Below are 24,802 nucleotides of genomic sequence, written 5' to 3'. Positions count from 1 at the left end.
ATTGGTTGAATTCATGGAAGAGAAACATCACAGCTCCGTCGGCATCCAGGTGGACGAACACGGCATGCACCTGCCGACGCGCACGTCGGTGTCGCGGCGCGGGCGCATCGTCCTGATCGTGATCGGCGTGCTACTGGCCGCCGGTGCCGCGCGCACGATCGTCGTCAACGTGCTGAACCGCAACCGGCTCGACGCGGTCGCCGAGCAGAACACGCGCCAGTACGTGAGCGTCGTGCATCCGGTCGACGCGGCGACCGGCGGCAAGCTGACGCTGCCCGGCACGCTGCGCGGCTTCGTGGAGGCGCCGATCTACGCGCGGGCGAGCGGCTACGTGCTGCGCTGGCAGGCCGACATCGGCGCGCACGTGAAGCAGGGGCAAACGCTCGCCGAACTCGACACGCCCGAGCTGAACCAGGAACTTGCGCAGGCCACCGCGCAACGCCAGCAGGCGCAGGCCGCGCTCGCGCTCGCGAAGACGTCGTTCGACCGCGCACAGCAACTGCGCCAGCGCGATGCCGTGTCGCAGCAGGAACTCGACGACCGGCAAGGCGCGTTCAACCAGGGCACCGCGAACCTCGCCGCGGCCGATGCGAACATGCGCCGGCTCACCGAGCTGAAGGGGTTCCAGCGGATCGTCGCGCCGATCGACGGGATCGTCACGCAGCGCAACGTCGACGTCGGCGATCTCGTCAGCTCCGGCAACGCGGGCCGCTCGCTGTTCACGGTCGTGCAGGCCGACCGGCTGCGCCTGTACGTGCAGGTGCCGCAGGCCTACGCGCAGCAGGTGAAGGTCGGCCAGCACGTGAGCGTCGCGCAGGCCGAGCTGCCGGGCCGGACCTTCGACGGCACGATCACGCGCACGTCCGAGGCGATCGACGTCGCGACGCGCTCGCTGCAGAGCGAGATCACGCTGCCGAACCCGGACGGCCGGCTGCTGCCCGGCGCTTACGTGCAGGCCACGCTGCCGATGACGCCGATCGGCCGCCTGCAGGTGCCGGCCAATACGCTGCTGTTCCGCGGTGAAGGCCCGACCGTCGCGACCGTCGATGCGAACGGGCTGGTCCATCTGAAGCAGGTGACGGTCGTGCGCACGATCGGCCAGACGCTCGAAGTCGACGGCCCGCTCACGCCGAACGATCGCCTCGTCGCGAACCCGAGCGACGCGCTCGCGAACGGCGACAAGGTGGTCGTGCAGGCGCCGCCGGCACAACCCGCCTCTTCCGTCGCGGGAGCCAAGTCGTGATCGCGATGCGCGCCCGCGTGCGGCCCGTGGCGCTCGCCGCCGTCGCGGCAGCGGCCCTCGCCGGCTGCGCCGTCGGCCCGGACTACCAGCGCCCGGCCGTCGACACGCCGGCCGCGTGGCGGCTCGATCCGGCCGATGCGTACTGGCACCCGGCCGCGCCCGCCCGTGCGCCGCTCGATCCGGCATGGTGGAGCGCGTTCGGCGACCCACAGCTCGACGCGCTGGAAGCCGATGCACTGCGCAACAACCAGAACCTGAAGGCGGTGGCCGCGCGCTACGACCAGGCGAAGGCGACGCTCGCGTCGGTCGCGTCCGCGCAGTATCCGGCGGTGGGCCTGAACGCGAGCGGTCAGCGCTTCAAGATCTCCGCCGACCGGCCGCAGACCAATTACGCGACGCAAAGCATGTCGACCGTGCAGAACGACATCCAGGTCGGCGCCGCCGTCAGCTACGAGCTCGACCTGTTCGGCCGCGTGCGGCGCAGCGTCGAATCCGCGCAGGCGACCACCGAGCAGGCGCGCGACGATTTCGCGAACGCGCGCCTCGTGCTGACCGCCGATCTCGCATCGAGCTATTTCGCGCTGCGCGAGCTCGACAGCGAAATCGACGTCGTCAAGCGCTCGATCGACCTGCAGCAGAAGGCGCTCGACTACGTGAGCGCGCGCCACGACCTCGGCGCGGTGTCGGGCCTCGATCTGCTGCAGCAACGTTCGCAACTCGACGCGACGCGCACGCAGGCGCAGTTGCTGCTCCAGCAGCGCGTGCAGGTCGAAACCGCGATCGCGACGCTGGTCGGCACGCCGGCCCCCGGATTCTCGCTGCCGCCGCGCGTGGTGCCGATCAATGCGCCGGCGCTGCCGACCGGCATGCCGAGCGACCTGCTGCAGCGGCGGCCCGACGTCGCATCGGCCGAACGCGCGATGGCCGCCGCGAACGCGCAGATCGGCGTCGCGCGCGCCGCGTATTTCCCGCGCATCACGCTGTCGCCCGACATCGGCTGGGATGCGACGCGTTTTGCGGGCCTGTTCACCGTGCCGGCGCTGCTGTGGTCGATCGGCGGGTCGCTCAGCCAGCCGCTGTTCGAAGGCGGCAAGCTGAAGGCCGGCGTCGATTTCGCGCAGGCCGGCTACGTTGCCGCGCAGGCCAGCTACCGGCAGACCGTGCTCACCGCGTTCCAGGAGGTGCAAAATGCGGTCACGGGCCTGTCGGTCCTCGCCGAAGCCGCGCAGCAGGCATCGGCGGCCGTCGACGACGCGCGCAAGCTCGTATCGCTCGCGCAAGACCGCTACGCGGGCGGCCTGACGCCGTTCATCGATGTGCTGACGGCCCAGCAGCAACTGCTGACGAGCGAGCGCCAGGCCGTGCAGATCCAGGGCCAGCGCGCGGCGCTCGTCGTGTTTCTCGCGAAGGCCCTCGGCGGCGGCTGGGACGGCGCTGCGACGAACGGCCCCGCGCCGTCCGACGTCGCGGCGGCAGGCCCGCAGCGCACCGCGGGCGTCGGCCCTTAACCCGGTTACGCGGAATACGAACATGAAAGTGCTGATCGTCGAAGACGAACCGAAAGTCGTCGAATACCTGAAGAGCGGCCTGACCGAGGAAGGCTGGGTCGTCGATACCGCGCTCGACGGCGAGGACGGCGCATGGAAAGCCGTCGAATTCGACTACGACGTGGTCGTGCTCGACGTGATGCTGCCGAAGCTCGACGGCTTCGGCGTGCTGCGCGCGTTGCGCGCGCAGAAGCAGACGCCCGTCATCATGCTGACCGCGCGCGACCGTGTCGACGATCGCGTGCGCGGGCTGCGCGGCGGCGCCGACGACTACCTGACCAAACCGTTCTCGTTCCTCGAACTGATCGAACGGCTGCGCGCGCTCACGCGCCGCGCACGCGTGCAGGAATCGACGCTGATCTCGATCGGCGACCTGCGCGTCGACCTGATCGGCCGCCGTGCGACGCGCGACGGCACGCGGCTCGACCTGACCGCGCAGGAATTCCAGCTGCTCGGCGTGCTCGCGCGGCGCAGCGGCGAAGTGCTGTCGAAGACGACGATCGCCGAACTCGTGTGGGACGTAAACTTCGACAGCAACGCGAACGTCGTCGAGACGGCGATCAAGCGCCTGCGCGCAAAACTCGACGGCCCGTTCGCGGACAAGCTGCTGCACACGATCCGCGGCATGGGCTACGTGCTCGAGGCGCGCGAAGACGGCGACACGGAGCGGCGGGCATGAAACGCTCGATCATCCTGCGGCTCTCGGCGATGTTCGGCATCGTGTCGCTGCTCGTGTTCACGCTGGTCGGCTGCGGGCTGTTCGTGATGATGGAGCGCCAGCTGTTCGCCGAGTTGCGCGCGACGATCGACACGCGCGCGAAGGTCGCCGAGATGATCGTGTCGCACGCGACCACGGCTGCACGCGGCCGACTGATGCAGGAAAAACTCGCCGATCTCGAACCGCCCGACGGCTCGACGCACTACCAGATCATCAGCGACAACCCGGCGTTCCGCTTCGGCAACCCCGTCAACGGCGTGCCGCTCGACCCGCCGTTCGGCGCATTCCAGCGCTACGAACTCAACGACAGCAGCTACGCGGTGATGACGAAGACCATCACGCTGGCCGGCGCCGGCGAACGGCCGACGCTGCAGCTGGTCGTCGCGACGTCGTGCGAGCGGACGCAGCGGATGCTGCGCCGCTTCGGCTGGACGCTCGCCGCGCTGATCGCGACGGCCACCGTCATCACGCTGCTGTTGAGCCGCGCGGTCGCGCGCTTCGGGCTCGCGCCGCTCGACCGGCTGTCGCAGGACGCGGCGAGCGTCAGCGCGACGAACCGCCGCCAGCGGCTGCAGACCGATGCGCTGCCGACCGAGCTGCGTGATCTCGCGACGTCGTTCAACGGCGCGCTCGAACGCATCCAGCAAACCTACGCGCGGCTCGAAGCGTTCAACGCGGACGTCGCGCACGAGCTGCGCACGCCGATCAGCATCCTGATCGGCCAGACCCAGGTCGCGCTGACGAGTCGCGACCGCTCGGTCGACCGGATGCGCCAGACGCTGCAGTCGAACCTCGAGGAATTCGAGCGGCTGCGCGTGATCATCAACGACATGCTGTTCCTGTCGCGCAGCGACCGCGGCGAACGCGCGACCGACCTGAAGGACGTGTCGCTCGCCGACGAGGTGCGGCGCATGCTCGACTTCCTCGAAATCCCGCTCGACGAGGCGCAGTTGCACGCCGAACTGCACGGCGATGCGCGCGCGGCCGTCGATCCGTCGCTGTTCCGCCGCGCGATGACGAACCTGCTGATCAACGCGATCCAGCATTCGGCACCCGGCGCGACGCTGAACGTAACGATCACGCGCCGCGACACGCTCATCGACATGGCCGTGTCGAACCCCGGCGAACCGATCGACCCGGTACAGCGCTCGCACGTGTTCGAGCGCTTCTACCGGCTCGAGGAAGCACGCGCGAACAGCAAGGAGAACCACGGGCTCGGCCTGTCGATCGTCAAGGCCGTGGCCGAGATGCACGGCGGCGGCGTGTTCGTCGCGTGCGCGGGCGGCGTCAATACGTTCGGCTTCTCGGTGTCGACGCAACCCTGCTCGGGCGGCCCGCTGCGCCCCGCCGACACAGCCGGTCCGGCCGATGCGCACGATGCGCGGCCGGCCCACGCGCCGCGCGCCCTGCACTGACGGCGGCCACGCGCCGCCGAGGGCAGTTTTCTTCAATACGGGCCGAAACGGCTCCCGTAGTCTCGATGCGACTTTCGACATTTCGCATGGAGACCCCTGATGAGCATGCTGGTTTCGATGGCCGCGTTCGCGCTCGCCTCTTCGATCACCCCCGGTCCCGTCAACATCGTCGCGCTCAGCGCGGGCGCCCGCCACGGGCTCGGCGCGAGCCTGCGCTACGCGGCCGGCGCGACGCTGGGCTTCGTCGCGCTCTTTCTGCTGATCGGCCTCGGCCTGCACGCGGCGCTCGCGCGCTGGCCCGTGCTGACGACCGCCACGCAATGGGCCGGGATCGCATTCCTGCTATACATGGCGCTGCGGCTCGCGCTCGACGACGGCCGGCTGTCAGCCGATCCGGACGTGGCCGGCCCGTCGGCGGCGGCCGGCGCAGCGATGCAGTGGCTCAACCCGAAGGCGTGGCTCGCGTGCGTGGCCGCGATGGGCGCGTATGCGGCCGATGGCGACCGCGCGCAGGTCTGGCAATTCGCCGCGCTGTATCTGGTGATCTGCTTCGCGTCAATCGCCTGCTGGGCGTATGCGGGCGCGTCGCTGCGGCACCGGCTCGCGAACGCACGGCGCATGCGCGTATTCAACCGGCTGATGGCATTGCTGCTCGCGGGCAGCGCGCTGTTTCTGCTCGACGTGTAGCTGCAGCCGCGCAACTCAGCGCATCGCGCTGCGGTATTGCCCGGGCGTCGCGGCGGCAATCCGCCGGAATGCGCGCTGGAAATGCGCCTGGTCCGCAAAGCCGGCATCGAGCGCGACTTCGGCGATCGGCCGGCCGCGGCGCAGCTCGGTACGGCCGTACTGCACGCGGCGATCGATCAGGAATGCATGCGGCGTCATCCCGTAGCGCGCGTTGAAAGCGCGGATCAGGTAGGACGGCGACAGGTCGGCCGCCGCACAGATCGCATCGAGCGTGACGCCCTCGCGGCAATGCGCGGCGATGTAGTCGGCCGCGCGCGCGAGTTTGGCGTTGTCGTCGCCTGGCCGCGGGTCGGGCAGCTCGCGATCGAGCGCGCCGTGCAGCGCGGTGAAGAATTCGACGGCCGCGCTCTCCTTTCCCAGCGGCTCGGCGGCAGGCGACACGAGTGTGCGGTAGAAACCGCCAAATTGCGCGAACAGGTCGCCCCGCTCGGTCAACTTCGGTGAAAAGCCGCGAAAATCCGTGTTCGGATCGTGGCCCAGCGAATGCTGCAGCCGCGCGAGCCACGGCACGTCGACATAGACCATCCGGTACGCCCACGCATCGGGGCCGTACGGGTTGCACGCATGCACCTGTTCCGGATCGATGATCACGAGCACGCCGCGCCCGACCTGTTCGTTCGTCGCACCGTTCATGTAGGTGCTGGTACCGCCGACGATCGCGCCCACCGAAAACGTGTCGTGCGTGTGCTTCGCGTAACAGATCTCGCGCCCGTCATCGACCGTGCGCGCCTCGATGAACGGCAGCGCGGCGTCGCGCCAGAACGGCGACGGGTCGATGGATCGGTTGGCGGTACGGCTCACGCGGCGGGCTCCCGGTTCGGACGGCGAACGCTCACCGTACAAGACTGTGCGACGCCGCGCAACCGGATCGCCGGATCGCCGGATCGCCGGATCGCCGGATCGCCGGATCGCCGAACCGCCGAACCGCCGGACCGCCGGACCGCCGGCTTCGACACCGGACCGCGCCGTTTCGCCTAAGCTTTGAGTTCCGGCCGCCGCGGCACGCGCGCCGGGTCCCGTTCACCCTTCCCCCGTCACGCACATGCAAATCGATCTGAAAGGCAAGACCGCGGTCGTCACCGCCTCCACCGCCGGCATCGGGCTCGCGATCGCCGAAGGGCTCGCCCAAGCCGGCGCGCGCGTCGTCGTCAACGGCCGCAGCGACGCGTCGGTGCAGTCCGCGCTCGCGAAACTGCGCGACGCCGTGCCCGGCGCAAGCTTCGACGGGGTCGCCGCCGACCTGTCCGACGCAGCCGGCGTCGCGCGCGTCACGCAGCACACGCCCGATGCCGACATCCTCGTCAACAACGCGGGCATCTACGGCCTGAAGGCGTTCTTCGACATCGACGACGCAGAATGGGAACATTATTTCCAGATGAACGTGATGTCCGGCGTGCGGCTCGCGCGGCATTACCTGAAAGGGATGATCGAACGCAATGCCGGTCGCATCGTGTTCATTTCGTCGGAATCGGGCCTGAACATCCCGGTCGACATGATTCATTACGGGTTCACGAAAACCGCGCAGTTATCGATCGCGCGCGGCCTCGCGAAGCTCGCGGCCGGCACGAACGTGACCGTCAACTCGGTGCTGCCGGGGCCGACGATGTCGGAAGGCGTGCGCGCGATGCTGAAGGCGCAGGCCGACGAAACGGGCCGCAGCATCGACGACGTCGCGGTCGATTTCGTGCGCACCGAGCGGGCGACCTCGATCATCCAGCGGCCGGCGTTGCCCGAGGAAATCGCGAACCTGGTCGTGTACGTGTGTTCGCCGCTGGCTTCGGCGACGACGGGCGCCGCGCTGCGCGCCGACGGCGGCGTGCTCGACACGATCGCATGACGCCAGCCGGCGCGTTGCGCGGGGGCGGCGCGCGCCGCCGCGCTAGCGCGAGGCGGCCTTGCCCGGCTGGAGCGTGCCCTTGCGGTCGGCGTCCATGCAGGAATCGAAGCCGTACTGCGTGACGACGCCGGCCTTGTCGAAGACGACGAAGTACGACCGGTGATCGTTGCCGTGCTCGATGAAGTAGTTGTAGCAGACGCCGCTGCCGTTGCGGACCATCCAGACGCTGCGCGGGTTGCCGGCGGCGCGGACGACGTCGGCGCGCGTCGCGCCGTGCCGCGACGCGGCCCGTGCAAGCGGCGTGCGCGAATACGAAAACGGCAGCCACGAGTCGAACCACGCGCAGCCGTGCAACATCAGGCAACTGGCGGCCAGGGACAGCGTTGCCGCGGGACGGGACATCGGAATCAATCGCATGCTTGGGAAAATCTGCTGCGCCATGCCGGCGTGATCGAAAGCCCCATGCTACTAGACCTTTGGGTCCGGATCGAAAAGAAATATAGAGAACCGTATACGAATTCCTGCATTGCCGGCTTTCGCGCAAACCGGATCGCGACCGACCGTTCCGGCAGGATCGATGCGCGTACACGCATCGATCCTGCCGCGCCGCTTCGTCAAAGCGGCGCGACGGCCTGCCTCTTCAGGCGATCCATTCGGCCCACAGCATCGTGAGCACCGTCATCAGCGCCGGGCCGACGAACAGCCCGATCAGGCCGAACGTCTCGGCGCCGCCGAGGATGCCGAACAGCACGAGCAGGAACGGCAGCCGCGCCGAACTGCCGATCAGCACCGGCCGCACGAAATGCTCGGCGATGAACACGACGATGAACCCGAGCGCCGCCACCACGACGGCCCACATGGTCGCCCCCTGTACGAACAGCCAGAGCGCCGCGCCGCAGAACACGACCGGCGCGCAGAACGGCAGCATCGCGGCGACCGCCGTGACGAGGCCGAGCAGCGCCGCGTGCGGAACGCCCGCGAGCGCATAGGCGACGCCGAGCAGCGCGCCCTCGCCGAGCCCGACGACAACGAGCCCCGTCACCGTGCCGAATACGGCCGCGACCATGCGCTCGATCAGTTCCGCGCCGTTGCGCCCGAACGCGCGCCGCGCGCCCTGCAGCAACGCCCCCGACAGCTTGTGGCCGGCACGCAGGATCACGAACAGCGTAACGAGCATGAAACCGAATTCGAGCAGCCCGTGCGCGAGCTTCGTGCCGAACTGCCGGCCGAACGCGATGAACTTCTCGCCGTTGACGCCGTGCATCGCGCTGGCTGCGTGCAGCGGATGGCCGAGATTGGCCTGCCACCATTCGGTGATCTGCGCCGCGCCGTACGGCAACCGGCTGACCACATCCGGCAACGGGATGCCGTTGTCCTGGATCGTGCGCAGCCACTCGCGCAGGTCATGCGCCTGCGCGATCGCCTGGCTCGCCGCGACCGCCACCGGCAGCACGACGAGCAGCGAAATCCCTGCGGTGATGACGGTCGCGATCAGCGTCGGCCGGTCACGGAACAGCCGGTGCGATTCGAAGCGCTTCAGCAGCGGCCACATCGCGATGGCGATCACGCAGGCCCACGCGATGGCAGGAAGGAAATCGCGGATCACCCACAGCGCGAGCACCAGCAGCGCCGCATACAGCGCGACGCGGGCGATCTGCTGCACGCGCGGCCGCGTGGCGGAATCGTGAGACGACGGGACATGTGCGCCCATGGCACCTCTGTCGAAATGGAAAAATGGCGGTTCGCGCAGGCATCCGGCCTGCACGAACCGCCATTCTATCCATCGGCGCCGGATCGGCGGCGACACGCGTGACACGCGGGCCGCCCCGGCGCTCCGTCGATGCGCCCGCTCAGGCCACCTTGTCGGCGATCCGGTAACGCTCGAGCCAGTGCGCGTACGGCGCAGGCAGCGTCCACGACGGGCGTTCGACGCCGAGCTGCTTCGCCGCGTAGTACGGCCAGTGCGGATCGGCCAGGTGCGCGCGGCCCACCATCACGAGATCGAGCTGCGCTTCGGCGACCACGCGGTTCGCCAGTTGCGGCGTGTCGATCCCCCACGCGGACGACACCGGCAGCCCGGCCTCGCGGCGCACGCGCTCGGCGATCGGCGCGAGGAAGGCCGGGCCCCACGGAATCTGGGCGGCGGGCGTCGAGAAGCCGACCGACACGCTCAGCATGTCGAGCCCTTCCTGCTTCATCCGCTGCGTCAACGCGATCGATTCGGCGAGCGTCTCTTCGTCGCGGCCGTCGTATTCGATCACGCCCAGGCGCGCGGTCAGCGGCAGATGTTCGGGCCAGACCTTGCGGACGGCCGCGAGCGTGTCGACGAGGAAGCGGCCGCGGTTTTCGGCCGAACCGCCGTATTCGTCGGTGCGTTGGTTCGAATGCACCGAGAAGAAGCTCTGGCCGAGATAGCCGTGTGCGAAATGCAGTTCGAGCCACTCGAAGCCGAGGTCTCGCGCACGCTTCGCCGATGCGACGAAGTCGGCCTGCACGCGGGCGATGTCGTCGTGCGTCATTTCACGCGGCACCTTCGGCAGGTGCGCACCGAACGGTACGGCCGACGGCGCGATGGTCGGCCAGCCGTGCGGATCGCCGTCGGCGATATGGTCGTCGCCTTCCCACGGCCGGTTCGCGCTCGCCTTGCGGCCCGCGTGTGCGAGCTGGATGCCGGGCACCGAGCCCGCCGCCTTGATCGCCGCGACCGACGGCGCGAACGCTTCGGCCTGCGCATCGTTCCACAGCCCGGCGCAGCCCGGCGTGATGCGTCCTTCCGGCGACACGGCCGTCGCCTCGGCGATCACGAGGCCCGCGCCGCCCCGTGCGATGCCGGCCAGATGCACGTGATGCCAGTCGTTGACGACACCGTCTTCGGCGACGTACTGGCACATCGGCGGCACCGCGATGCGGTTGCGCAGCGTGACATCCTTGAGTTTGAACGGTTCGAACAGGGCAGACATCCACGACTCCTTTGCTTGGTTCTGCAAAACGGCTGGAAATGCGGCGCGCGGTGCGCGCGACGCAACGATTCGGGCCGTCGGCGGGCCGATTGCACCCGGCGACGGAGGGGAAACGGCGCCGGCCCGGCCGGCGTCATGCATTACCGGCGGCCGAGCTTCGCGAGCAGCGCCTCGGCGGCGGGCTCCGACGACGCGGGATTCTGCCCGGTGATCAGCAGACCGTCGGTGACGACATGCGGCGCCCAGTCGGCGCTGCGCTCGAATTCCGCGCCGTTGGTCTTCAGCATGTCCTCGACGAGGAACGGCACGACTTCGGTCAGCTCGACCGCGGCTTCCTCGCTGTTGGTGAAGCCCGTCACGCGCTTGCCGCGCACGACCGACTCGCCGGTCTGCGGGTTCTTCACGTGCCGCAGCACGCCCGGCGCATGGCAGACGGTCGCGACCGGCTTGCCGGCCGCGAGCGCACGCTCGATCAGGCCGATCGAATGCAGATCCTCGGCGAGATCCCACAGCGGGCCGTGGCCGCCCGGGTAGAACACGGCGTCGTAGTCGTCCACCGACACGTCGGTCAGCTTGTGCGTCGACGCAAGTTCGGCCTTGGCCGCCGCATCCGCGTCGAAGCGGCGCGTCGCATCGGTCTGCGCAGACGGATCGCTGCTTTTCGGGTCGAGCGGCGGCTGGCCGCCCTTCGGCGACGCGAGCGTCAGCTCGACGCCCGCATCCTTGAACGTGTAGTACGGCGCGGCCAGTTCCTCGAGCCAGAAGCCGGTCTTCTTGCCGGTGTCGCCGAGCGTGTCGTGCGAGGTCAGGACAACCAGAATCTTCATGATCGGACACTCCTTCGAAATTGAACGGGGGAACGGGGCCGCGCAACCGGAGTCGGCCGGTCGGCGCGGCACGCCTGTCGGTTAGTCAGCGCTGGCGCGTCAACGTGCGATTCATCGAGTCGAATGCCCTCTGCACCTATTAGACCAGTCGTCTAGAAGCAAACCAAATAAAACGACGGCGTCTCGCTGCCTGGACAGCATCGCAGCGCGACATGGCATTTTCGCGTCTTGGCTGTCCGGGCCCGAATACGTCGTCGCATTCACGGGACGGATGATAGCGTCGAATTAGACCGGTCGTCTAGCGCAACGGGCATTCGCCCCTGCCGGCGTCATGGCCTTTTCGTCGACCCGCGCGGAACGCGGGACACCGCCCGGCAACGTTCGCGGCCGATTCCGCCGCGCTCCCGCGCCGGCTGGCCGTGCAGCGGGCCGTCGGTGTCGCGTGCCTCGATGGCGGGCGCCTGTGCGTCCCGACAGGCGCGGTTCGCACGCTCCCGTCAGGCAGATGACGGGGACCGTCCGCCCGGGGAGTTGCATCGCCCGGTGACGGCCCCGTCCGTGTCGCGGATCAGAGCAACCCCATTCCGCCCGACGCGATGATTTCTGCGCCGACGATGAACGCCGATTCCGCCGCGCTCAGGTGCAGCACCGTCGACGCGATTTCTTCCGGCGTGCCGAAGCGGCCGACCGGGACGAGGCCCTTGATCTTGTCCGCCGTCTCGTCGAGCGTCGCTGCATCGAGCCCGAGCTTGCCGTACAGCGGCGTCTGCACCGGCCCCGGGCTGACGACGTTCACGCGCACGCCGTGCGGCAGCAGTTCCGTCGACAGCGTCTTCGCGAACGAATTGACCGCCGCCTTGCTCGCCGCATACACCGACGAGCCGGGCATCCCGATGTGCGCGTTGATCGAGCCGTTGATCACGATCGACGCGCCGCGGTTCAGCAGCGGCACGAGCGACTGGATCTGGAAATACGCGCCCTTCACGTTGGTGTTGAACACGAGGTCCCACATGGCCTCGTCGCTGTCGGCGAACGGCGCGAGTTTCGCGACGCCCGCGTTGATGAACACGGCGTCGAGCCGTGCGCCGGCCGTCGCGATCGCGTCCGCCAGCGCGCGGGCCGACGCGACGCTGCCGGCGTCGTTGCGAATCGCCAGCGCACCTTCGCCGAGCGTTTGCCGGGCGGCTTCCAGCGTCTCGATGTCGCGTCCGGTGATGATGACCCGCGCACCTTCAGCCGCGAATGCCCGGGCGGCTGCCAGGCCGATGCCGCTGTTGCCGCCCGTGACGAGGACCGTTTTTCCTTCGAAGCGTTGCATGATGTTCTCCTGTGAACCGGTGAGTTGACCGTGAACACAGGATGCGCGCGGCGCCCGGCCGTGCCGTACGACGGGCGCGACGGACATGTTCGAAAACATCGAACATGTTTGGGCGCGCCGAGTCAGCCGGTCACGTCGATCCCGTCCAGCAGCCGCTGCGCGAGTCTCGGTTCGTGCAGTTGCTCGAGCCACCATTGCAGCGCACGGCCGTCGCGGTCACCGTGCCACGCGACATACAGCAGGTTCGGCTCGCGTGGATCGGCCGTCTGCTTCTCGACCAGATCACCGCGCGCGAGCAACGACGTCACGCGCCGGCGCGGCACCCAGCCGACGCCGAGTGCGTCGCGCTGCGCGAGGATCTTCGCGCGCATCGACGGCACCGCGAGCACGGCCTGCCCGCCGAGCAGCCCGTACGCACGGCCGGCCGCCCGCCGCGACGAATCGGCGACGACGACCGCGCGATGCGCGCCGATCGCGTCGCGCGTCAGCACACCGCTCGCGGATGCCAGCGGATGGCGCGGCGACACCGCGAACACCCACTCCATCGCGCCGAGCTCGAACCACTTGAAGCCCGGAATCGCCGGCGGCTCGTTGGTCGCGCCGACGACCAGATCCGCGCGGCCGTCGCGCAGCGCTTCCCAGGTGCCGCCGAGCACCTCGTGCGTGAAACGCAGCGACACGCCCGAATCGAGCGCGTCGAATGCGCGGACGACCGGCAGCAGCGTATCGAACTCCAGAACCTCGTCGCTGACGATCCACAGCCGGTCCTCCCAGCCGCTCGCGACCTGCCGCACACGCTGCGTGAGCCGCGCGACGTCCAGCGCCAATCGCACCGCCTCGTCGGCCAGCACGTGCCCGGCCGGCGTGAGCTGCAACCGGTAGCCGCGCCGGTCGAACAGGAGCGCGTCGAACCGCGTCTCGAGCTGGCGCGCCGCGTGCGACACCGTCGACGGCGCCTTGCCGAGCCGCGCGGCCGCACGCGACAGGCTGCCGGTGGCACGGATCGCATCGAGCAGCGCCAGTTCGTCTTCGGACAGCATGAGGTCGCTCCGGGGTGAGGTTGTCGTGGATCGTAAGGCAGCCGCGGGCTGCGGTCCAATCGGCCGGCGGCGGCTGGCGCCCGTCGCGGGAATGGGCGGCCCGGCCGGCATCGCGCCAAGCCGCTCGCCACCCCGAACCGCCGCTGACGCAGCCGACTTCCGGTATGCTGATCGGCACCAAATCACCCCGATCGAGGTAACCACTGCGATGGACATCGCGATCCGCATCGAAGGCCGTCACGACCTGACCGGGCAAATCTTCCGGCAACTGCGCACCGCGATCGTCGACGGGCGTCTCGCGAGCGGCGCGCGGCTGCCGTCGACGCGCGACCTCGCGAAACAGCTCGGCGTGTCGCGCAAGACGACGCTCGATGCGTTCGAGCGCCTGGTCGCCGAGGGCTACCTGAATACGCGCGCGGGCGACGGCACGTTCGTCGCCGATGGCCTCGCGCGCGTGCCGCACGCCGCGGCCACATCGGCACCGTCGATCGTCGAGGACACGCCGCGCGTCAGCGCGGTCGACGCACGCGCGCTGTGGAACGACCTCCCCGACGCGCTCGCGATGCCCACGCCGCAGGATTCGCCGGGCTTCGACTTCCGCGGCGGCGTGACCGACAAGACGCTGTTCCCGTTCGATGCGTGGCGGCGCTGCCTGCATCACGCGCTGCGCCAGCAGGCGCGCGGCCCCGGCCAGTACCACGACCCGGCCGGCGATCCGCAGTTGCGCGGCGCGATCGCGCGCTACGTCGCGTTCAGCCGCGCGGTTGGGTGCAGTTGGGACGACGTGCTCGTCACGCAAGGCGCGCAACAGGCGCTCGACCTGCTCGCGCGTGTCGTCGTGCGCCCCGGCGACGTCGTCGCGGTCGAGGATCCCGGCTATCCGCCCGCGCGCGCCGCGTTCGCGTCGCTCGGCGCGACGGTGATCGGCGTGCCGGTCGATGCGCACGGCCTCGTCACCGAACGGCTGCCCGACGAAGCGCGGCTCGTCTACGTGACGCCGTCGCACCAGTTCCCGCTCGGCATGCCGATGACGCTCGATCGCCGCGTCGCGCTGCTCGAATGGGCGCAGCGGCGCCGCGCGGTGATCATCGAGGACGACTACGACGGCGAATTCCGTTTCGAAGGCCGGCCGGTCGAATCGCTGAAGAGCCTCGACCGCACCGGCCTCGTCGCGTACGTCGGCACGTTCTCGAAGACGATCTTTCCCGAACTGCGGATCGGTTACGCGATTCCGCCGCGCGCGCTGCGCGGCGCGCTGGCCAAGGCGAAGCAGATCGTCGACTGGCACACCTGCACGCTGACGCAGGCGGCGCTTGCGCGCTTCATGCTCGAAGGCGATTTCGCCCGGCACCTGAAGCGCGTGCAGAAGCACTACGACGCGCGCCGCAAGATGCTGATCGCGCACCTGCGGGGCGAACTCGCGCCGTGGTTCGACGCGATCGTGCCGACGGCCGGCATCCACCTCGCCGCGCACCTGAAACCGGGGATCGACGAAGCGGCGCTGGTCCGCGCAGCGCGTGCGCAGGACATCGGCCTGTACGGGATCTCGACGTTCCATGTCGGCGTGCCGGTCCGCGCGGGGCTGCTGTTCGGCTATGGCGGCATCGACGCGCTGCGCATCGACACGGCACTCGCGAAGCTGGCCGGGCTGCTCGGTTCGGGCATCGCCGGCGAGCCGTCACTGGTTACCTGAATTTCCGCAAAATTGGCTATTCAAGCAGGCCAGTCCGAGTCTTAAAGTGGGTCCTGTCGCGCCACCCGGGCGCTACCCAACCGAACAAGGACCTGCCATGCAACCGCGCCTGAACTTTTATGCCGCCAGCCCGAATGCAATCAAGGCAATGCGCAACGCCGAGGAATTCCTCGCGAAGAGCTCGATCGAGAAGCCGCTCGCCGAACTCGTCCGCCTGCGCGCGTCGCAGATCAACGGCTGCGCGTTCTGTGTCGACATGCATACGACCGACGCGCGCAAGGGCGGCGAAACCGACCGCCGTCTTGCAACCGTCGTCACCTGGCGCGAAACGCCGTTCTTCACCGAGCGCGAACGCGCGGCGCTGGAATGGACCGAGGCGCTGACGCTGGTGGCCAGCAACCACGTGCCGGACGCCATCTGGGAAGCCGTGAAGCCGCACTTCACCGACGAGGAGCTGTTCGACCTGTCGATGCTGATCGCAACGATCAACTCGTGGAACCGCTTCGCGATCGCGTTCCGCAAGATGCCCGAGTAAGGAGGCGACGATGATCCGCTCCCCGCTCCATCGCGTCGTTTCGTGCGCCGCGCTCGTGCTCGGCGCGGCGCTGCCGGCCGCCGCCCAGGCGCACGACGCAGGCGACAACGTGCATGCCGTCATGCAGCAGGCCGTGCCCGAAGCGCCCGGCAAGCTCGTCGTCGTCGCGACCGTCGACTATGCGCCCGGTCAGGCGTCCGACGCGCACAAGCACCTCGGCTCGGTATTTGCCGTCGTGTCGAAAGGCGAAGTGCTGTCGCAGGTGAACGGCGGTCCGTTGCACCGCTACCGCGCCGGCGAAGGCTGGTACGAGGCGCCCGGCTCCCGCCACCAGGTGTCGCGCAACGCGAGCGCGACCGAGCCCGCGCAGCTCGTCGTGTTCGGGCTGACCGGCGAGCACGCGCCGCTGACGTCGCCGATCGATCAGTAATCCCGTTCCGGGGCGCGTGCGACACCTCGTGCGCACCCCGCTCCGCCACCGGCTTCCCCGCCGGTTCGTCACCGTTTCCCGTTAACTGCTCCCTACACGACACCGGCCGCGCACGGCCCGCGGCCACGTCGCACCGCGCTCGCCCGCGCGCCGCTTCGACGCCCGTCCGATCCCGGTCAAGCGCGGCGAAAACCCTTCCTTGAAATTAACTAACTCATCAATTAGCGTCGATTTCATGAACGCGAAATCGACAGACCCCAAGCCGCGCGGGCGCCGCCCGTCGGTGGACGATTTCGACCTGCGCGGCCACATGCTTGACGTCGCGATCCAGTTGTTCGCCGAGCGCGGCATCGCCGCGACGACGGTCGCGCAGATCGCCGCCGCCGCCGGCGTCACGTCGGCGATGGTCCACTACTACTTCACGAACCGCGAGCAACTGCTCGACGCGATCGTCGAGGAGCGGCTCGCGCAGGTCATCGCGTTCGTCTGGCGGCCGACCGAACCGCGGATCGAGAACGATCCGTTCGCGCTCGTCGCCGAACTCGTCGACCGCTTCTTCGACGTCACGCACCGCATGCCCTGGCTGCCGTCGATCTGGCTGCGCGAGATCGTCCACGAAGGCGGGTTGCTGCGCGAGCGGATGGTGCGGCGCATTCCGCTCGAACACATCGGACGCTTCGCCGAACGCATCCGCGCCGCGCAGCAGGCCGGCACATTGAACCCCGCGCTCGAACCGGCGTTCCTGTTCCACTCGATCATCGCGCTCGTGATGCTCCCTCTGGCCACCGCGAAACTGTGGCAAAGCGCGCGCGGCCTGCCGCCGATCGACCGCGACGCGCTGCACCGGCATGTCCGCGCGCTGCTCGGCTCGGGCGTGCAGCCGCCCGCCGCCGCGCCGCGTACGCCGCAGGCCCCGTCGCCTCGGAGGCCGTCGTGAACGCGGCTCACGTGCTACCGCTCGCGCTGACCGCCGCCGTCGCGCTGCTGGCCGGTTGCGGACGCTCGACGGACAACGGCGCGACCTACCAGGGCTATGTCGAAGGCGAATTCGTGTACCTGTCGTCGTCACAGTCGGGCACGCTGACGCAGTTGCCGATCGAACGCGGCCAGGCCATCGCCGCCGGCGCGCCCGCATTCTCGCTCGAAGCCGCCAGCGAAACGGCCGCGCTGCTGCAGGCTCAGCATCAGCTTGCGGCCGCCCGCGCGCAGCTGGCGGACCTGCAGACCGGCAAGCGTCCGCCGGAAATCGCGGTCACTCAGGCACAGCTCGCGCAAGCCAGCGCGCAAGCGGCACGGGCCGCCGCGCAACTCACGCGCGACGAACACCAGTACGCGGCCGGCGGCCTGTCGAAGCAGCAGCTCGACGATTCGCGCACGTCCGCGCAGACGACGGCCGCGCAGATGCGCGAACTGCAGAAACAGGTCGACGTCGCGCGCCTGCCGGGCCGCGCGCAACAGGTCGCGGCACAGGCCGCGCAGGTCGACGCCGCGCAGGCGGCGGTGGCCGAAGCGCAATGGAAGCTCGACCAGAAGCGTGTCGCCGCACCGGCCGCCGGGCGCGTGTACGACACGCTGTACCGGGTCGGCGAATGGGTGCAGGCCGGCAATCCGGTCGTGCAGATGCTGCCGCCGCAGAACCTGAAGGTGCGCTTCTTCGTGCCGGAAGCCGCCATCGCCTCGCTCGCGCCGGGGCACACGGTCGCGATCCATTGCGACGGCTGTGCGGCCGACGTGCCCGCGCGCATCACCTACGTGTCGAGCGAGGCCGAATACACGCCGCCCGTGATCTACAGCAACGAGAGCCGGACCAAGCTCGTGTTCATGATCGAGGCGCGCCCCGCCGCCGCTGACGCGCCGAAACTGCATCCGGGCCAGCCCGTTGCCGTGAGCGTGCGATGAACGCGCCGTCTGCCCCGTACGCGATCGACGTCGACCGGCTGAACAAGCGGTTCGGCGACAAGCACGTCGTGAAGGACGTGTCGCTGCGCGTCGCGCGCGGCGAGATTTTCGGCTTCCTCGGGCCGAACGGCAGCGGCAAGACGACGTCGATCCGGATGATGTGCGGTCTGCTCACGCCCGATTCGGGCAGCGGCACCTGCCTCGGCTACGACATCGTGCGCGACAGCGCGCAGATCAAGCGGCGCGTCGGCTACATGACGCAGCGCTTCTCGTACTGGGAAGACCTGTCGATTCGCGAGAACCTCGATTTCGTTGCGCGCGTGTATGGGATGCGCGACCGCAAGGCGGCCGTCGCGCGTGCGCTCGACGGGCTCGGCCTCGCGAGCCGCGCGGACCAGCTCACGGGCGCGCTGTCGGGCGGCTGGAAGCAGCGTCTCGCGCTGGCCGCGTGCATGCTGCACGAGCCCGAGCTGCTGCTGCTCGACGAGCCGACCGCCGGCGTCGATCCGGCCGCGCGCCGCGACTTCTGGGAGGAACTGCACCGGCTCGCCGCGCAGGGCATCTCGGTGCTCGTCAGCACGCACTACATGGACGAAGCCGAGCGCTGCCACAAGCTCGCGTATATCGCGTACGGCGAACTGCTCGCGCAGGGCACAGCGGCGGAGATCGTCGCGTCGCAGCACCTGTCGACGCGCGCGATCACCGGCGAGCGCCTGGCCGAACTGTCCGCGCGGCTGCGCACGATGCCGGGCATCGACCAGACGGTCGTGTTCGGTTCGGCGCTGCACGTGAGCGGCCGCGATCGCGCGCGGCTCGACGCGACGCTCGAACAGGTTGCGCGCGATACCGCTCTGCACGTCGCGCCGATCGACACCGGGCTCGAGGATGTGTTCATCTACATGATGGGCCGCGCGTCCGCGCCGCCCGGCGGGGTGTCGTCATGAACGCGTGGTCGAGCCTGCGCGAATCGTTCTCGGTCGCGCGCTGGTGGAGCATCGTGCTGAAAGAGTTCCTGCAGCTGCGCCGCGACCGCGTGACGTTCGCGATGATCGTCGGCGTGCCGATCATCCAGCTCACGCTGTTCGGCTTCGCGATCAACACCGATCCGAAGCACCTGCCGACCGCCGTGATCGTCGCCGACGCGAGCCCGTTCGCGCGCAGCTTCATCGCCGCGATGCGCCATTCCGCGTACTTCGACATCGTCGCGACGCTGCCCGACGAAGCGGCCGGCCGCCATGCGCTCGCCCGCGGCGACGTGCAGTTCGTGCTGAGCGTGCCGGCCGATTTCTCCCGGCGGCTGTTGCGCGGCGAGCACCCGTCGCTGCTCGTCGAAGCGGACGCCACCGACCCCGTCGCCACCGCGTCGGCGATCGGCGCGCTGCCGGGCCTCGTGCAGCCGGTCGCGGACAAGGACCTGACGGGCCCGCTCGCGCGCCTGAACGGCCGCCCGGCCGCGTTCGACGTCGTGCTGCACCGGCTCTACAACCCCGAAGGCATCACGCAGTACAACGTCGTGCCGGGCCTGATGGGCGTGATCCTGACGATGACGATGGTCATGATGACGGGCCTCGCGATCACCCGCGAACGCGAGCGCGGCACGATGGAGAACCTGCTCGCGACACCCGTGCGGCCGCTCGAGGTGATGACGGGCAAGATCGTCCCGTACGTGCTGATCGGGCTGATCCAGGTGTCGATCATCGTCGCCGCGTCGCGGTTCGTGTTCGACGTGCCGTTCGTCGGCGGCGTGTTCGCGCTCTACCTGTCCGCGCTGCTGTTCATCGCCGCGAACCTGACGGTCGGCATCACGCTGTCGTCGCTCGCGCAGAACCAGTTGCAGGCGATGCAGCTCGCGGTGTTCTATTTCCTGCCGAACATCCTGCTGTCGGGCTTCATGTTCCCGTTCGCCGGGATGCCGAAGTGGGCGCAGTTCATCGGCAACCTGCTGCCGCTCACCTACTTCAACCGCCTCGTGCGCGGCATCCTGCTGAAAGGCAACGGCTGGGCCGACCTGTGGCCGTCCGTGTGGCCGGTCGCGCTGTTCACGGTCGTCGTGATGGGCATCGCGTTGCGCTTCTACCGGCGCACGCTCGATTAGGCGGCCCGCGATGAAACCGGCCTCGCGTCGCCCCGCCCGCACGGCCCACGGCTGCGCATTGGCCGCCGCCGCGTTGCTCGTCGCCGGATGCGCGGCCGGGCCGGATTTCCACACGCCGGACGCACCGGCCACGCAGCAGTACACACTGGGCGAGCCCCCCGCGACCACGGTTGCCGCCAGCGGCCCGGCCGGCGACGCGCAGACGTTCGCGCCAGCCGCCCACACGCCGCAACGCTGGTGGACGCAGTTCCACTCCGAACCGTTGAACCGGCTCGTCGACACCGCTTGGCAAAACAGCCCGACGCTCGCCGAAGCACGCGCGCGGCTCGACGAGGCACGTCAGAACCACGCCGCCGAAGCCGGCGCGACGATGCTGCCGCGTGTCGACGCGAACCTGTCCGCCACGCGCGAGCAAGTCGATACCACCGCGTTCGGGCTGCCGGCCAGCGTGCCGAGCCCGGGACCGTTCACGCTGTACGACGCGTCGGTGAGCGTGTCGTATGTGCTCGACGTGTTCGGCGGCAATCGGCGTGCGCTCGAAGCGCTGCGCGCGCAGGTCGATTACCAGGCCTTCACGCTCGACGCCGCGCGACTGACACTCGCGGGCAATGTCGTCGCCACCGCGATCTTGCGTGCATCGCTTGCGCAACAGGTCGCGCTCACGCGGCAGCTCCTCGACGCGCAGGCACGCCAGTTGCGGATCGTCGAAGCGCGCTACGCGGCGGGCGGCGTATCGCTAGCCGACGTGCACGCGCAACGCGCGCTGCTCGCGCAGACGCGGGCGTCGTTGCCGCCGCTCGCGGCCCGTCTCGCACAGGCCGGCCACCGGCTTGCGATCCTGCTCGGCGCGCCGCCGTCCGACGCCACGCTGCCCGACCTCGCGCTCGATGCGCTCGCGCTGCCGCGCACGCTGCCCGTCGCACTGCCGTCGACGCTCGCGCGCGAACGGCCCGACATCCGCGCGGCGGAAGCCGTGCTGCACCAGGCGAGCGCGAACGTCGGCGTGGCCGCCGCGAACCTGTATCCGCGATTGTCGATTTCGGCGGGAATCGGTTCGGAGCGCACGCGCATCGCGGATATCGTCAGCGGGCTCAATGTGTGGAATGTCGGTCTCGGCCTCACGCAGCCGCTCTTTCACGGCGGCGAGCTGCGCGCGAAGAAACGCGCGGCCGAAGCGGCATACGACGCCGCGTTCGCGAGTTATCGGGACACCGTGCTGCTGGCGCTGCAACAGGTGGCCGACGCGATGCGCGCGATCGAGCACGATGCGGCTGCCTTGCAGGCACGGGACACGGCCGCGCAGGAAGCGGCGGCAAGCCACGCGATTGCCGGTGACCGTTACGCGGCAGGCGGAATCAGCACGTTCGACCTGCTCGACACGCAGCGGCAGGCGCTGCAGACGGTGCTCGACCGCACGCGCGCGCAGGCCGACCGGCTGGCCGACACGGCGGCGCTGTTTCAGGCGCTGGCGGGAAGCTGGACGGACGATGCGACACAGTGATCGGGCCGTGGCGCCGCCCGCGCACGACCTGGCCGATGCCGCACGACGGCTGACGCATCATGCGTGCCGCCCATAAAAAAAACCGGCCCGAAGGCCGGTTTTTCATACCGCATGCCGCAAGCGGCGCTCGCGCGCCGCGCGACATCAGAAGCGGTGGATCAGGCCGACGCCGAGGCCGATCTGGTTCTGCTTCGAACCTGCGCCCACGCCGTCGCCGATCGACGTCGTTGCCGCGATGATCTTGCCTGCGTTCAGCGTGTTGCCGCTCGAATGCTGGTAAGCCTCGACTGCGTACAGGCCCGTGCGCTTCGACAGGCTGTAGTACTGCGACAGCGTGACCTGGTGGTACTTGGCCGAGCTCGTGATGCCGTTCGACTGCGTTGCCGCCGTGTACGAGTAGCCCGCCGCGAAGTCCCACTGAGCCGCTGCCTTCCAGTGCAGCACGGCGCCTGCCGTGTTGAAGATGGCCGTGTTGCGGAACGACGAGCCAACGCCCGGCGTGTACTGCACGTTCGAGTACGACGCCGAAATGTCCCATGCCGGCGTGAACTGGTAACCCGCCGTCACGGCGATACGCTGCTGCGATTGCGCGGTCGCGTAGCCGTTGTTGATCGACGAGACTGCCGGCTGGTTGCCGTCGCCCGTTGCCGTCAGGCCGTTCTGCACCGTCGAGTTCGCGCCCCACACGCCGCCACCCAGCGTCGCGTTGTTGACCTTCTGGTAGCCGACGGCGATGCCTGCCGGGCCGTTCAGGTACTGGATCGCCGCGCTCCACGTCGAGCCGCGGTTCGTCGCGCCTGCGACGCCGCCGAACGAGTACGAACCGCCGACCGTGAAGCCGTAGAACTTCGGCGACATGTACACGAGCGAGTTGTTCGCGCGGTAGCTGGTATCCAGCGAATCGATATCGCCCGGGTGCGCGCCGTAATAGCCGGTCAGCCAGGTCGTCGGGCTGTACGGCGACAGCAGCGTGTAGTACGCGGTGTACTGGCGGCCGGCCGTCAGCGTACCGTACGTGGCGTTGGTCATCCCAACCCATGCCTGACGCGTGAAGATGCCGTTGGTCCACTGCGACGAGCCGTTAGCCGTGTTGACGCCGGCTTCCAACTGGAAAATCGCCTTCGTGCCGCCGCCGAGATCTTCGCTGCCCTTCAGGCCGAAGCGGCTGCCTGCCCACACGCCGGTGGACATTTGCACCTTCGAGTGACCACCCGTCGTCGCGCCCGTGGCCGACGAGTTGTTCTGGTAAGCGATACCGTTGTCGACGATACCGTACAGGGTCACGCTGCTCTGGGCGTGGGCAGCGGTAGCGGCTGCAAGGCCCACTGCCGTCATGGCGAAAGCGACGCGCTTTTTCATTGATTCTCCGTCCTCAAAGAATGATTTCTTTTCTGGTGTGGTTTTATGACTGACACATGTGCGAGTACATGCCGACGCGATTCTGACGGATTACCAATTGTTTCCCAATACGTGCAGTCGGTCATCGTATGATCGACGCAACGCACGGGTTCACCAAGCGGTTACATAACACCTTGAAACGCTTATGCAGCGGGCCTTTCCGGCATTTCCCGGTGAAAACCCTAGCTTTACATTTTTACTGGTGCAACACGACCGTCCGATGTCGTCAGACGCCTTCGGCAAAAAATCATCTTACAAATGCGCGGTCGCAGCTGACACTGCGATTCACGCCGCCGCGCAGGATCGCTGACATTCATGACACCCACATTTCGGGAAGCGAAATCATGAAAACGTTTTAGTCGATCGGCGGGAAACCGGACGGGCGCGGCCCGGCGAACGCGGGCCGAGGGGGATGCCGGCGCAGTGCGCCGGCGATATTCAGCGCGATGCCGGGCCGGCGAGCCGCGCGTTCACCGCATCGGTGAGCGCGGCCATGCGCGCGCGGATCGCCGTGTTCGACCCGACCAGCGCAAGCGACGACGCCATGATCCGGTAGATGCGCTTTCTCGGCACCTTGGCCGGCTTCGCCGGATCGAGCCACGCATCGTGGCCGGCCAGCAGCTCGAGCGTTTCGAGGCCGATCATGATCGGCCACAGGCACGCGAGCCGCAGCCGCATGTAACGGCGCGGAATCGCGAGCGTATACAGGCACGCGTCGCGATACTGGTCGAGCGTCACGCGCAACAGGTCGACCAGCACGCCGCGCGCACGCGCCGACGCACCGGGTTGCATCAGGTCGGCCACACCGAGCCCGTGGGCGCCCAGTACGGCGTCCGGCAGATAGCAGCGGCCGATGCGCAGGTCCTTCGCACAGTCGCGCAGGATGTTGGTCATCTGCAGCGCCTTGCCGAAACGGATGCCCTTCTCCCGCATGTCCGGCAGGTCCCAGCCGCGCGCGGCGCGCGTGTGCGCGCCCGTCATGTCGGTCCAGAACTCGCCGACGCAGCCGGCAACGAGGTACGTGTAGCGATCGAGTTCGTCGCGCGTCGGCAGCGACGCAACCCGCCCCGACTGCTCGTCCGGGAACGTGTGCAGGTCGAATTCCATCCCTGAGATCAGCGTCGCGACGACCTTGCGGATCGACGCGCGATCCGCATCCGGCTGCGCGCGCAGCAGCGCGAGCATCGGCTCCATCGAGCCGAGCAGCACGTGCTCGTGCGAATCGGTCTGCATCCGCGTCACGTCCTCGAGCGAACGCGACAGCGCCGCGCCGTCGCCGAGCCGCTCGATCTCGTCGCGCAGGCCGGTCAGCAACGCCGCGCGGCGACCGGGCGCGACGAGCGCGGTGTCGGCGATCGTGTCGGCCGCGCGCGCGAGCAGGTACGCAAGGCCGACCGGGTCGCGCATGCCGTCGGGCAGCACGCGCAGCGTCAGGTAGAAGGAGCGGGAAACGTTCTTCAGCAGCTCGCCGAGCAGATAGGCGGGATCGGTATGGGTCGTCATGGGTCGGGAAAAATCGGCCGGCGCGAGCCCCGGACGCACTCGGGCGCCGGGCGCCCGCGCCGTCCGCGAGTCGCCGCATCGTCGCGCCGGGCGGGC

General features: G+C 69.1%; 23 protein-coding genes. 14 read left to right on the top strand and 9 right to left on the bottom strand.

Annotation, left to right across the window (positions count from 1 at the left end):
• Positions 1-13: 13 nt before the first annotated feature.
• From OHZ10_RS25935 to OHZ10_RS25915, 5 genes are all read left to right on the top strand, one after another.
• Complete coding sequence (locus OHZ10_RS25935; RefSeq protein WP_059240680.1) at positions 14-1,243, top strand: efflux RND transporter periplasmic adaptor subunit; 1,230 nt, start codon at positions 14-16, stop codon at positions 1,241-1,243.
• A 5-nt stretch (positions 1,244-1,248) separates the two neighbouring features.
• A complete protein-coding gene (locus OHZ10_RS25930; RefSeq protein WP_059241001.1) occupies positions 1,249-2,751 on the top strand; it encodes an efflux transporter outer membrane subunit in 1,503 nt (500 codons plus the stop codon).
• Positions 2,752-2,773: 22 nt separating this feature from the next.
• Positions 2,774-3,469 carry a heavy metal response regulator transcription factor gene (locus OHZ10_RS25925; protein WP_009688307.1) on the top strand — a complete coding sequence of 232 codons (696 nt, stop codon included), beginning with the start codon at positions 2,774-2,776 and terminating at the stop codon, positions 3,467-3,469.
• Positions 3,466-4,923, top strand: coding sequence for a heavy metal sensor histidine kinase (locus OHZ10_RS25920; protein ID WP_342704751.1), 1,458 nt, complete (start codon positions 3,466-3,468; stop codon positions 4,921-4,923). Before OHZ10_RS25925 ends, OHZ10_RS25920 begins: the two co-directional genes overlap by 4 nt.
• A gap of 99 nt (positions 4,924-5,022) precedes the next feature.
• Positions 5,023-5,610 (top strand): LysE family translocator, encoded by a 588-nt coding sequence (locus tag OHZ10_RS25915; protein ID WP_059240682.1) that lies wholly within the window; start codon positions 5,023-5,025, stop codon positions 5,608-5,610.
• Between the two features lie 15 nt (positions 5,611-5,625).
• On the opposite strand, the gene OHZ10_RS25910 is transcribed toward OHZ10_RS25915, so the two are convergent.
• On the bottom strand, positions 5,626-6,471 hold the full coding sequence (locus OHZ10_RS25910; RefSeq protein ID WP_340625016.1) for an AraC family transcriptional regulator: 846 nt from the start codon (positions 6,469-6,471) through the stop codon (positions 5,626-5,628).
• A 241-nt stretch (positions 6,472-6,712) separates the two neighbouring features.
• On the opposite strand from OHZ10_RS25910, the gene OHZ10_RS25905 reads away from it, so the two are divergent.
• Complete coding sequence (locus tag OHZ10_RS25905; RefSeq protein WP_059240684.1) at positions 6,713-7,507, top strand: SDR family NAD(P)-dependent oxidoreductase; 795 nt, start codon at positions 6,713-6,715, stop codon at positions 7,505-7,507.
• Positions 7,508-7,549: 42 nt separating this feature from the next.
• Here OHZ10_RS25905 and OHZ10_RS25900 read toward each other — a convergent pair whose 3' ends face one another.
• The 6 genes from OHZ10_RS25900 to OHZ10_RS25875 all read right to left on the bottom strand — a co-directional run bounded on the left by OHZ10_RS25900 (position 7,550) and on the right by OHZ10_RS25875 (position 13,652).
• Positions 7,550-7,924, bottom strand: a complete 375-nt coding sequence (locus OHZ10_RS25900) for a hypothetical protein (protein ID WP_059241002.1) — start codon at positions 7,922-7,924, stop codon at positions 7,550-7,552.
• A gap of 223 nt (positions 7,925-8,147) precedes the next feature.
• Positions 8,148-9,218, bottom strand: coding sequence for an AI-2E family transporter (locus OHZ10_RS25895; protein WP_174992251.1), 1,071 nt, complete (start codon positions 9,216-9,218; stop codon positions 8,148-8,150).
• A gap of 139 nt (positions 9,219-9,357) precedes the next feature.
• The gene (locus OHZ10_RS25890) at positions 9,358-10,467 is read right to left on the bottom strand and encodes an NADH:flavin oxidoreductase/NADH oxidase (protein ID WP_059240686.1); all 1,110 of its coding nucleotides are present in this window, start codon (positions 10,465-10,467) and stop codon (positions 9,358-9,360) included.
• 140 nt (positions 10,468-10,607) lie between these two features.
• Positions 10,608-11,294, bottom strand: a complete 687-nt coding sequence (locus tag OHZ10_RS25885) for a type 1 glutamine amidotransferase domain-containing protein (RefSeq protein WP_059240687.1) — start codon at positions 11,292-11,294, stop codon at positions 10,608-10,610.
• A gap of 568 nt (positions 11,295-11,862) precedes the next feature.
• A complete protein-coding gene (locus OHZ10_RS25880; RefSeq protein ID WP_174992252.1) occupies positions 11,863-12,612 on the bottom strand; it encodes an SDR family oxidoreductase in 750 nt (249 codons plus the stop codon).
• 122 nt (positions 12,613-12,734) lie between these two features.
• Positions 12,735-13,652, bottom strand: coding sequence for a LysR family transcriptional regulator (locus tag OHZ10_RS25875; protein ID WP_059240689.1), 918 nt, complete (start codon positions 13,650-13,652; stop codon positions 12,735-12,737).
• Between the two features lie 208 nt (positions 13,653-13,860).
• On the opposite strand from OHZ10_RS25875, the gene OHZ10_RS25870 reads away from it, so the two are divergent.
• The 8 genes from OHZ10_RS25870 (at position 13,861) to OHZ10_RS25835 (ending at position 21,805) form a co-directional block, all read left to right on the top strand.
• Positions 13,861-15,345, top strand: a complete 1,485-nt coding sequence (locus OHZ10_RS25870; RefSeq protein WP_342704745.1) for a PLP-dependent aminotransferase family protein — start codon at positions 13,861-13,863, stop codon at positions 15,343-15,345.
• 97 nt (positions 15,346-15,442) lie between these two features.
• Positions 15,443-15,880, top strand: a complete 438-nt coding sequence (locus OHZ10_RS25865; RefSeq protein WP_342704743.1) for a carboxymuconolactone decarboxylase family protein — start codon at positions 15,443-15,445, stop codon at positions 15,878-15,880.
• Positions 15,881-15,890: 10 nt separating this feature from the next.
• Entirely contained in the window at positions 15,891-16,310 is a 420-nt protein-coding gene (locus OHZ10_RS25860; protein WP_059240692.1) for a cupin domain-containing protein, read from the top strand.
• A 235-nt stretch (positions 16,311-16,545) separates the two neighbouring features.
• On the top strand, positions 16,546-17,247 hold the full coding sequence (locus tag OHZ10_RS25855) for a TetR/AcrR family transcriptional regulator (RefSeq protein ID WP_256086442.1): 702 nt from the start codon (positions 16,546-16,548) through the stop codon (positions 17,245-17,247).
• Positions 17,244-18,209: an HlyD family secretion protein gene (locus OHZ10_RS25850; RefSeq protein WP_256086443.1), complete on the top strand. Its 966-nt coding sequence runs from the start codon at positions 17,244-17,246 to the stop codon at positions 18,207-18,209. Before OHZ10_RS25855 ends, OHZ10_RS25850 begins: the two co-directional genes overlap by 4 nt.
• Positions 18,206-19,153, top strand: a complete 948-nt coding sequence (locus OHZ10_RS25845; RefSeq protein WP_174992257.1) for an ABC transporter ATP-binding protein — start codon at positions 18,206-18,208, stop codon at positions 19,151-19,153. The genes OHZ10_RS25850 and OHZ10_RS25845 overlap by 4 nt, the downstream gene beginning before the upstream one ends.
• Positions 19,150-20,304 (top strand): ABC transporter permease, encoded by a 1,155-nt coding sequence (locus OHZ10_RS25840; protein ID WP_342704739.1) that lies wholly within the window; start codon positions 19,150-19,152, stop codon positions 20,302-20,304. The genes OHZ10_RS25845 and OHZ10_RS25840 overlap by 4 nt, the downstream gene beginning before the upstream one ends.
• Positions 20,305-20,314: 10 nt before the next feature.
• On the top strand, positions 20,315-21,805 hold the full coding sequence (locus OHZ10_RS25835) for an efflux transporter outer membrane subunit (protein WP_342704737.1): 1,491 nt from the start codon (positions 20,315-20,317) through the stop codon (positions 21,803-21,805).
• A gap of 144 nt (positions 21,806-21,949) precedes the next feature.
• Here OHZ10_RS25835 and OHZ10_RS25830 read toward each other — a convergent pair whose 3' ends face one another.
• Both OHZ10_RS25830 and OHZ10_RS25825 read right to left on the bottom strand, forming a co-directional pair.
• Positions 21,950-23,164 (bottom strand): porin, encoded by a 1,215-nt coding sequence (locus OHZ10_RS25830; RefSeq protein ID WP_059240697.1) that lies wholly within the window; start codon positions 23,162-23,164, stop codon positions 21,950-21,952.
• A gap of 477 nt (positions 23,165-23,641) precedes the next feature.
• Positions 23,642-24,706 (bottom strand): phytoene/squalene synthase family protein, encoded by a 1,065-nt coding sequence (locus OHZ10_RS25825; RefSeq protein ID WP_342704735.1) that lies wholly within the window; start codon positions 24,704-24,706, stop codon positions 23,642-23,644.
• Positions 24,707-24,802 lie beyond the last annotated feature (96 nt).

It is taken from the genome of Burkholderia arboris, from assembly GCF_038723655.1.
GTDB classification, from domain to species: domain Bacteria; phylum Pseudomonadota; class Gammaproteobacteria; order Burkholderiales; family Burkholderiaceae; genus Burkholderia; species Burkholderia arboris.
Note: the sequence above shows the minus strand (reverse complement) of the source record. Positions and strands in the feature narration are given on the sequence as shown.

Excerpts from the sequence above, each read along its gene's own strand:
- OHZ10_RS25925 (WP_009688307.1), top strand. The coding sequence starts at position 2,774 with ATGAAAGTGCTGATCGTCGAAGACGAACCGAAAGTCGTCGAATACCTG.
- OHZ10_RS25875 (WP_059240689.1), bottom strand. The coding sequence starts at position 13,652 with ATGCTGTCCGAAGACGAACTGGCGCTGCTCGATGCGATCCGTGCCACC.
- OHZ10_RS25880 (WP_174992252.1), bottom strand. The coding sequence starts at position 12,612 with ATGCAACGCTTCGAAGGAAAAACGGTCCTCGTCACGGGCGGCAACAGC.
- OHZ10_RS25860 (WP_059240692.1), top strand. The coding sequence starts at position 15,891 with ATGATCCGCTCCCCGCTCCATCGCGTCGTTTCGTGCGCCGCGCTCGTG.
- OHZ10_RS25890 (WP_059240686.1), bottom strand. The coding sequence starts at position 10,467 with ATGTCTGCCCTGTTCGAACCGTTCAAACTCAAGGATGTCACGCTGCGC.
- OHZ10_RS25905 (WP_059240684.1), top strand. The coding sequence starts at position 6,713 with ATGCAAATCGATCTGAAAGGCAAGACCGCGGTCGTCACCGCCTCCACC.
- OHZ10_RS25830 (WP_059240697.1), bottom strand. The coding sequence starts at position 23,164 with ATGAAAAAGCGCGTCGCTTTCGCCATGACGGCAGTGGGCCTTGCAGCC.
- OHZ10_RS25845 (WP_174992257.1), top strand. The coding sequence starts at position 18,206 with ATGAACGCGCCGTCTGCCCCGTACGCGATCGACGTCGACCGGCTGAAC.
- OHZ10_RS25855 (WP_256086442.1), top strand. The coding sequence starts at position 16,546 with ATGAACGCGAAATCGACAGACCCCAAGCCGCGCGGGCGCCGCCCGTCG.
- OHZ10_RS25825 (WP_342704735.1), bottom strand. The coding sequence starts at position 24,706 with ATGACGACCCATACCGATCCCGCCTATCTGCTCGGCGAGCTGCTGAAG.
- OHZ10_RS25930 (WP_059241001.1), top strand. The coding sequence starts at position 1,249 with ATGCGCGCCCGCGTGCGGCCCGTGGCGCTCGCCGCCGTCGCGGCAGCG.
- OHZ10_RS25835 (WP_342704737.1), top strand. The coding sequence starts at position 20,315 with ATGAAACCGGCCTCGCGTCGCCCCGCCCGCACGGCCCACGGCTGCGCA.
- OHZ10_RS25915 (WP_059240682.1), top strand. The coding sequence starts at position 5,023 with ATGAGCATGCTGGTTTCGATGGCCGCGTTCGCGCTCGCCTCTTCGATC.
- OHZ10_RS25900 (WP_059241002.1), bottom strand. The coding sequence starts at position 7,924 with ATGCGATTGATTCCGATGTCCCGTCCCGCGGCAACGCTGTCCCTGGCC.
- OHZ10_RS25870 (WP_342704745.1), top strand. The coding sequence starts at position 13,861 with ATGGACATCGCGATCCGCATCGAAGGCCGTCACGACCTGACCGGGCAA.
- OHZ10_RS25885 (WP_059240687.1), bottom strand. The coding sequence starts at position 11,294 with ATGAAGATTCTGGTTGTCCTGACCTCGCACGACACGCTCGGCGACACC.
- OHZ10_RS25840 (WP_342704739.1), top strand. The coding sequence starts at position 19,150 with ATGAACGCGTGGTCGAGCCTGCGCGAATCGTTCTCGGTCGCGCGCTGG.
- OHZ10_RS25865 (WP_342704743.1), top strand. The coding sequence starts at position 15,443 with ATGCAACCGCGCCTGAACTTTTATGCCGCCAGCCCGAATGCAATCAAG.
- OHZ10_RS25935 (WP_059240680.1), top strand. The coding sequence starts at position 14 with ATGGAAGAGAAACATCACAGCTCCGTCGGCATCCAGGTGGACGAACAC.
- OHZ10_RS25895 (WP_174992251.1), bottom strand. The coding sequence starts at position 9,218 with ATGGGCGCACATGTCCCGTCGTCTCACGATTCCGCCACGCGGCCGCGC.
- OHZ10_RS25920 (WP_342704751.1), top strand. The coding sequence starts at position 3,466 with ATGAAACGCTCGATCATCCTGCGGCTCTCGGCGATGTTCGGCATCGTG.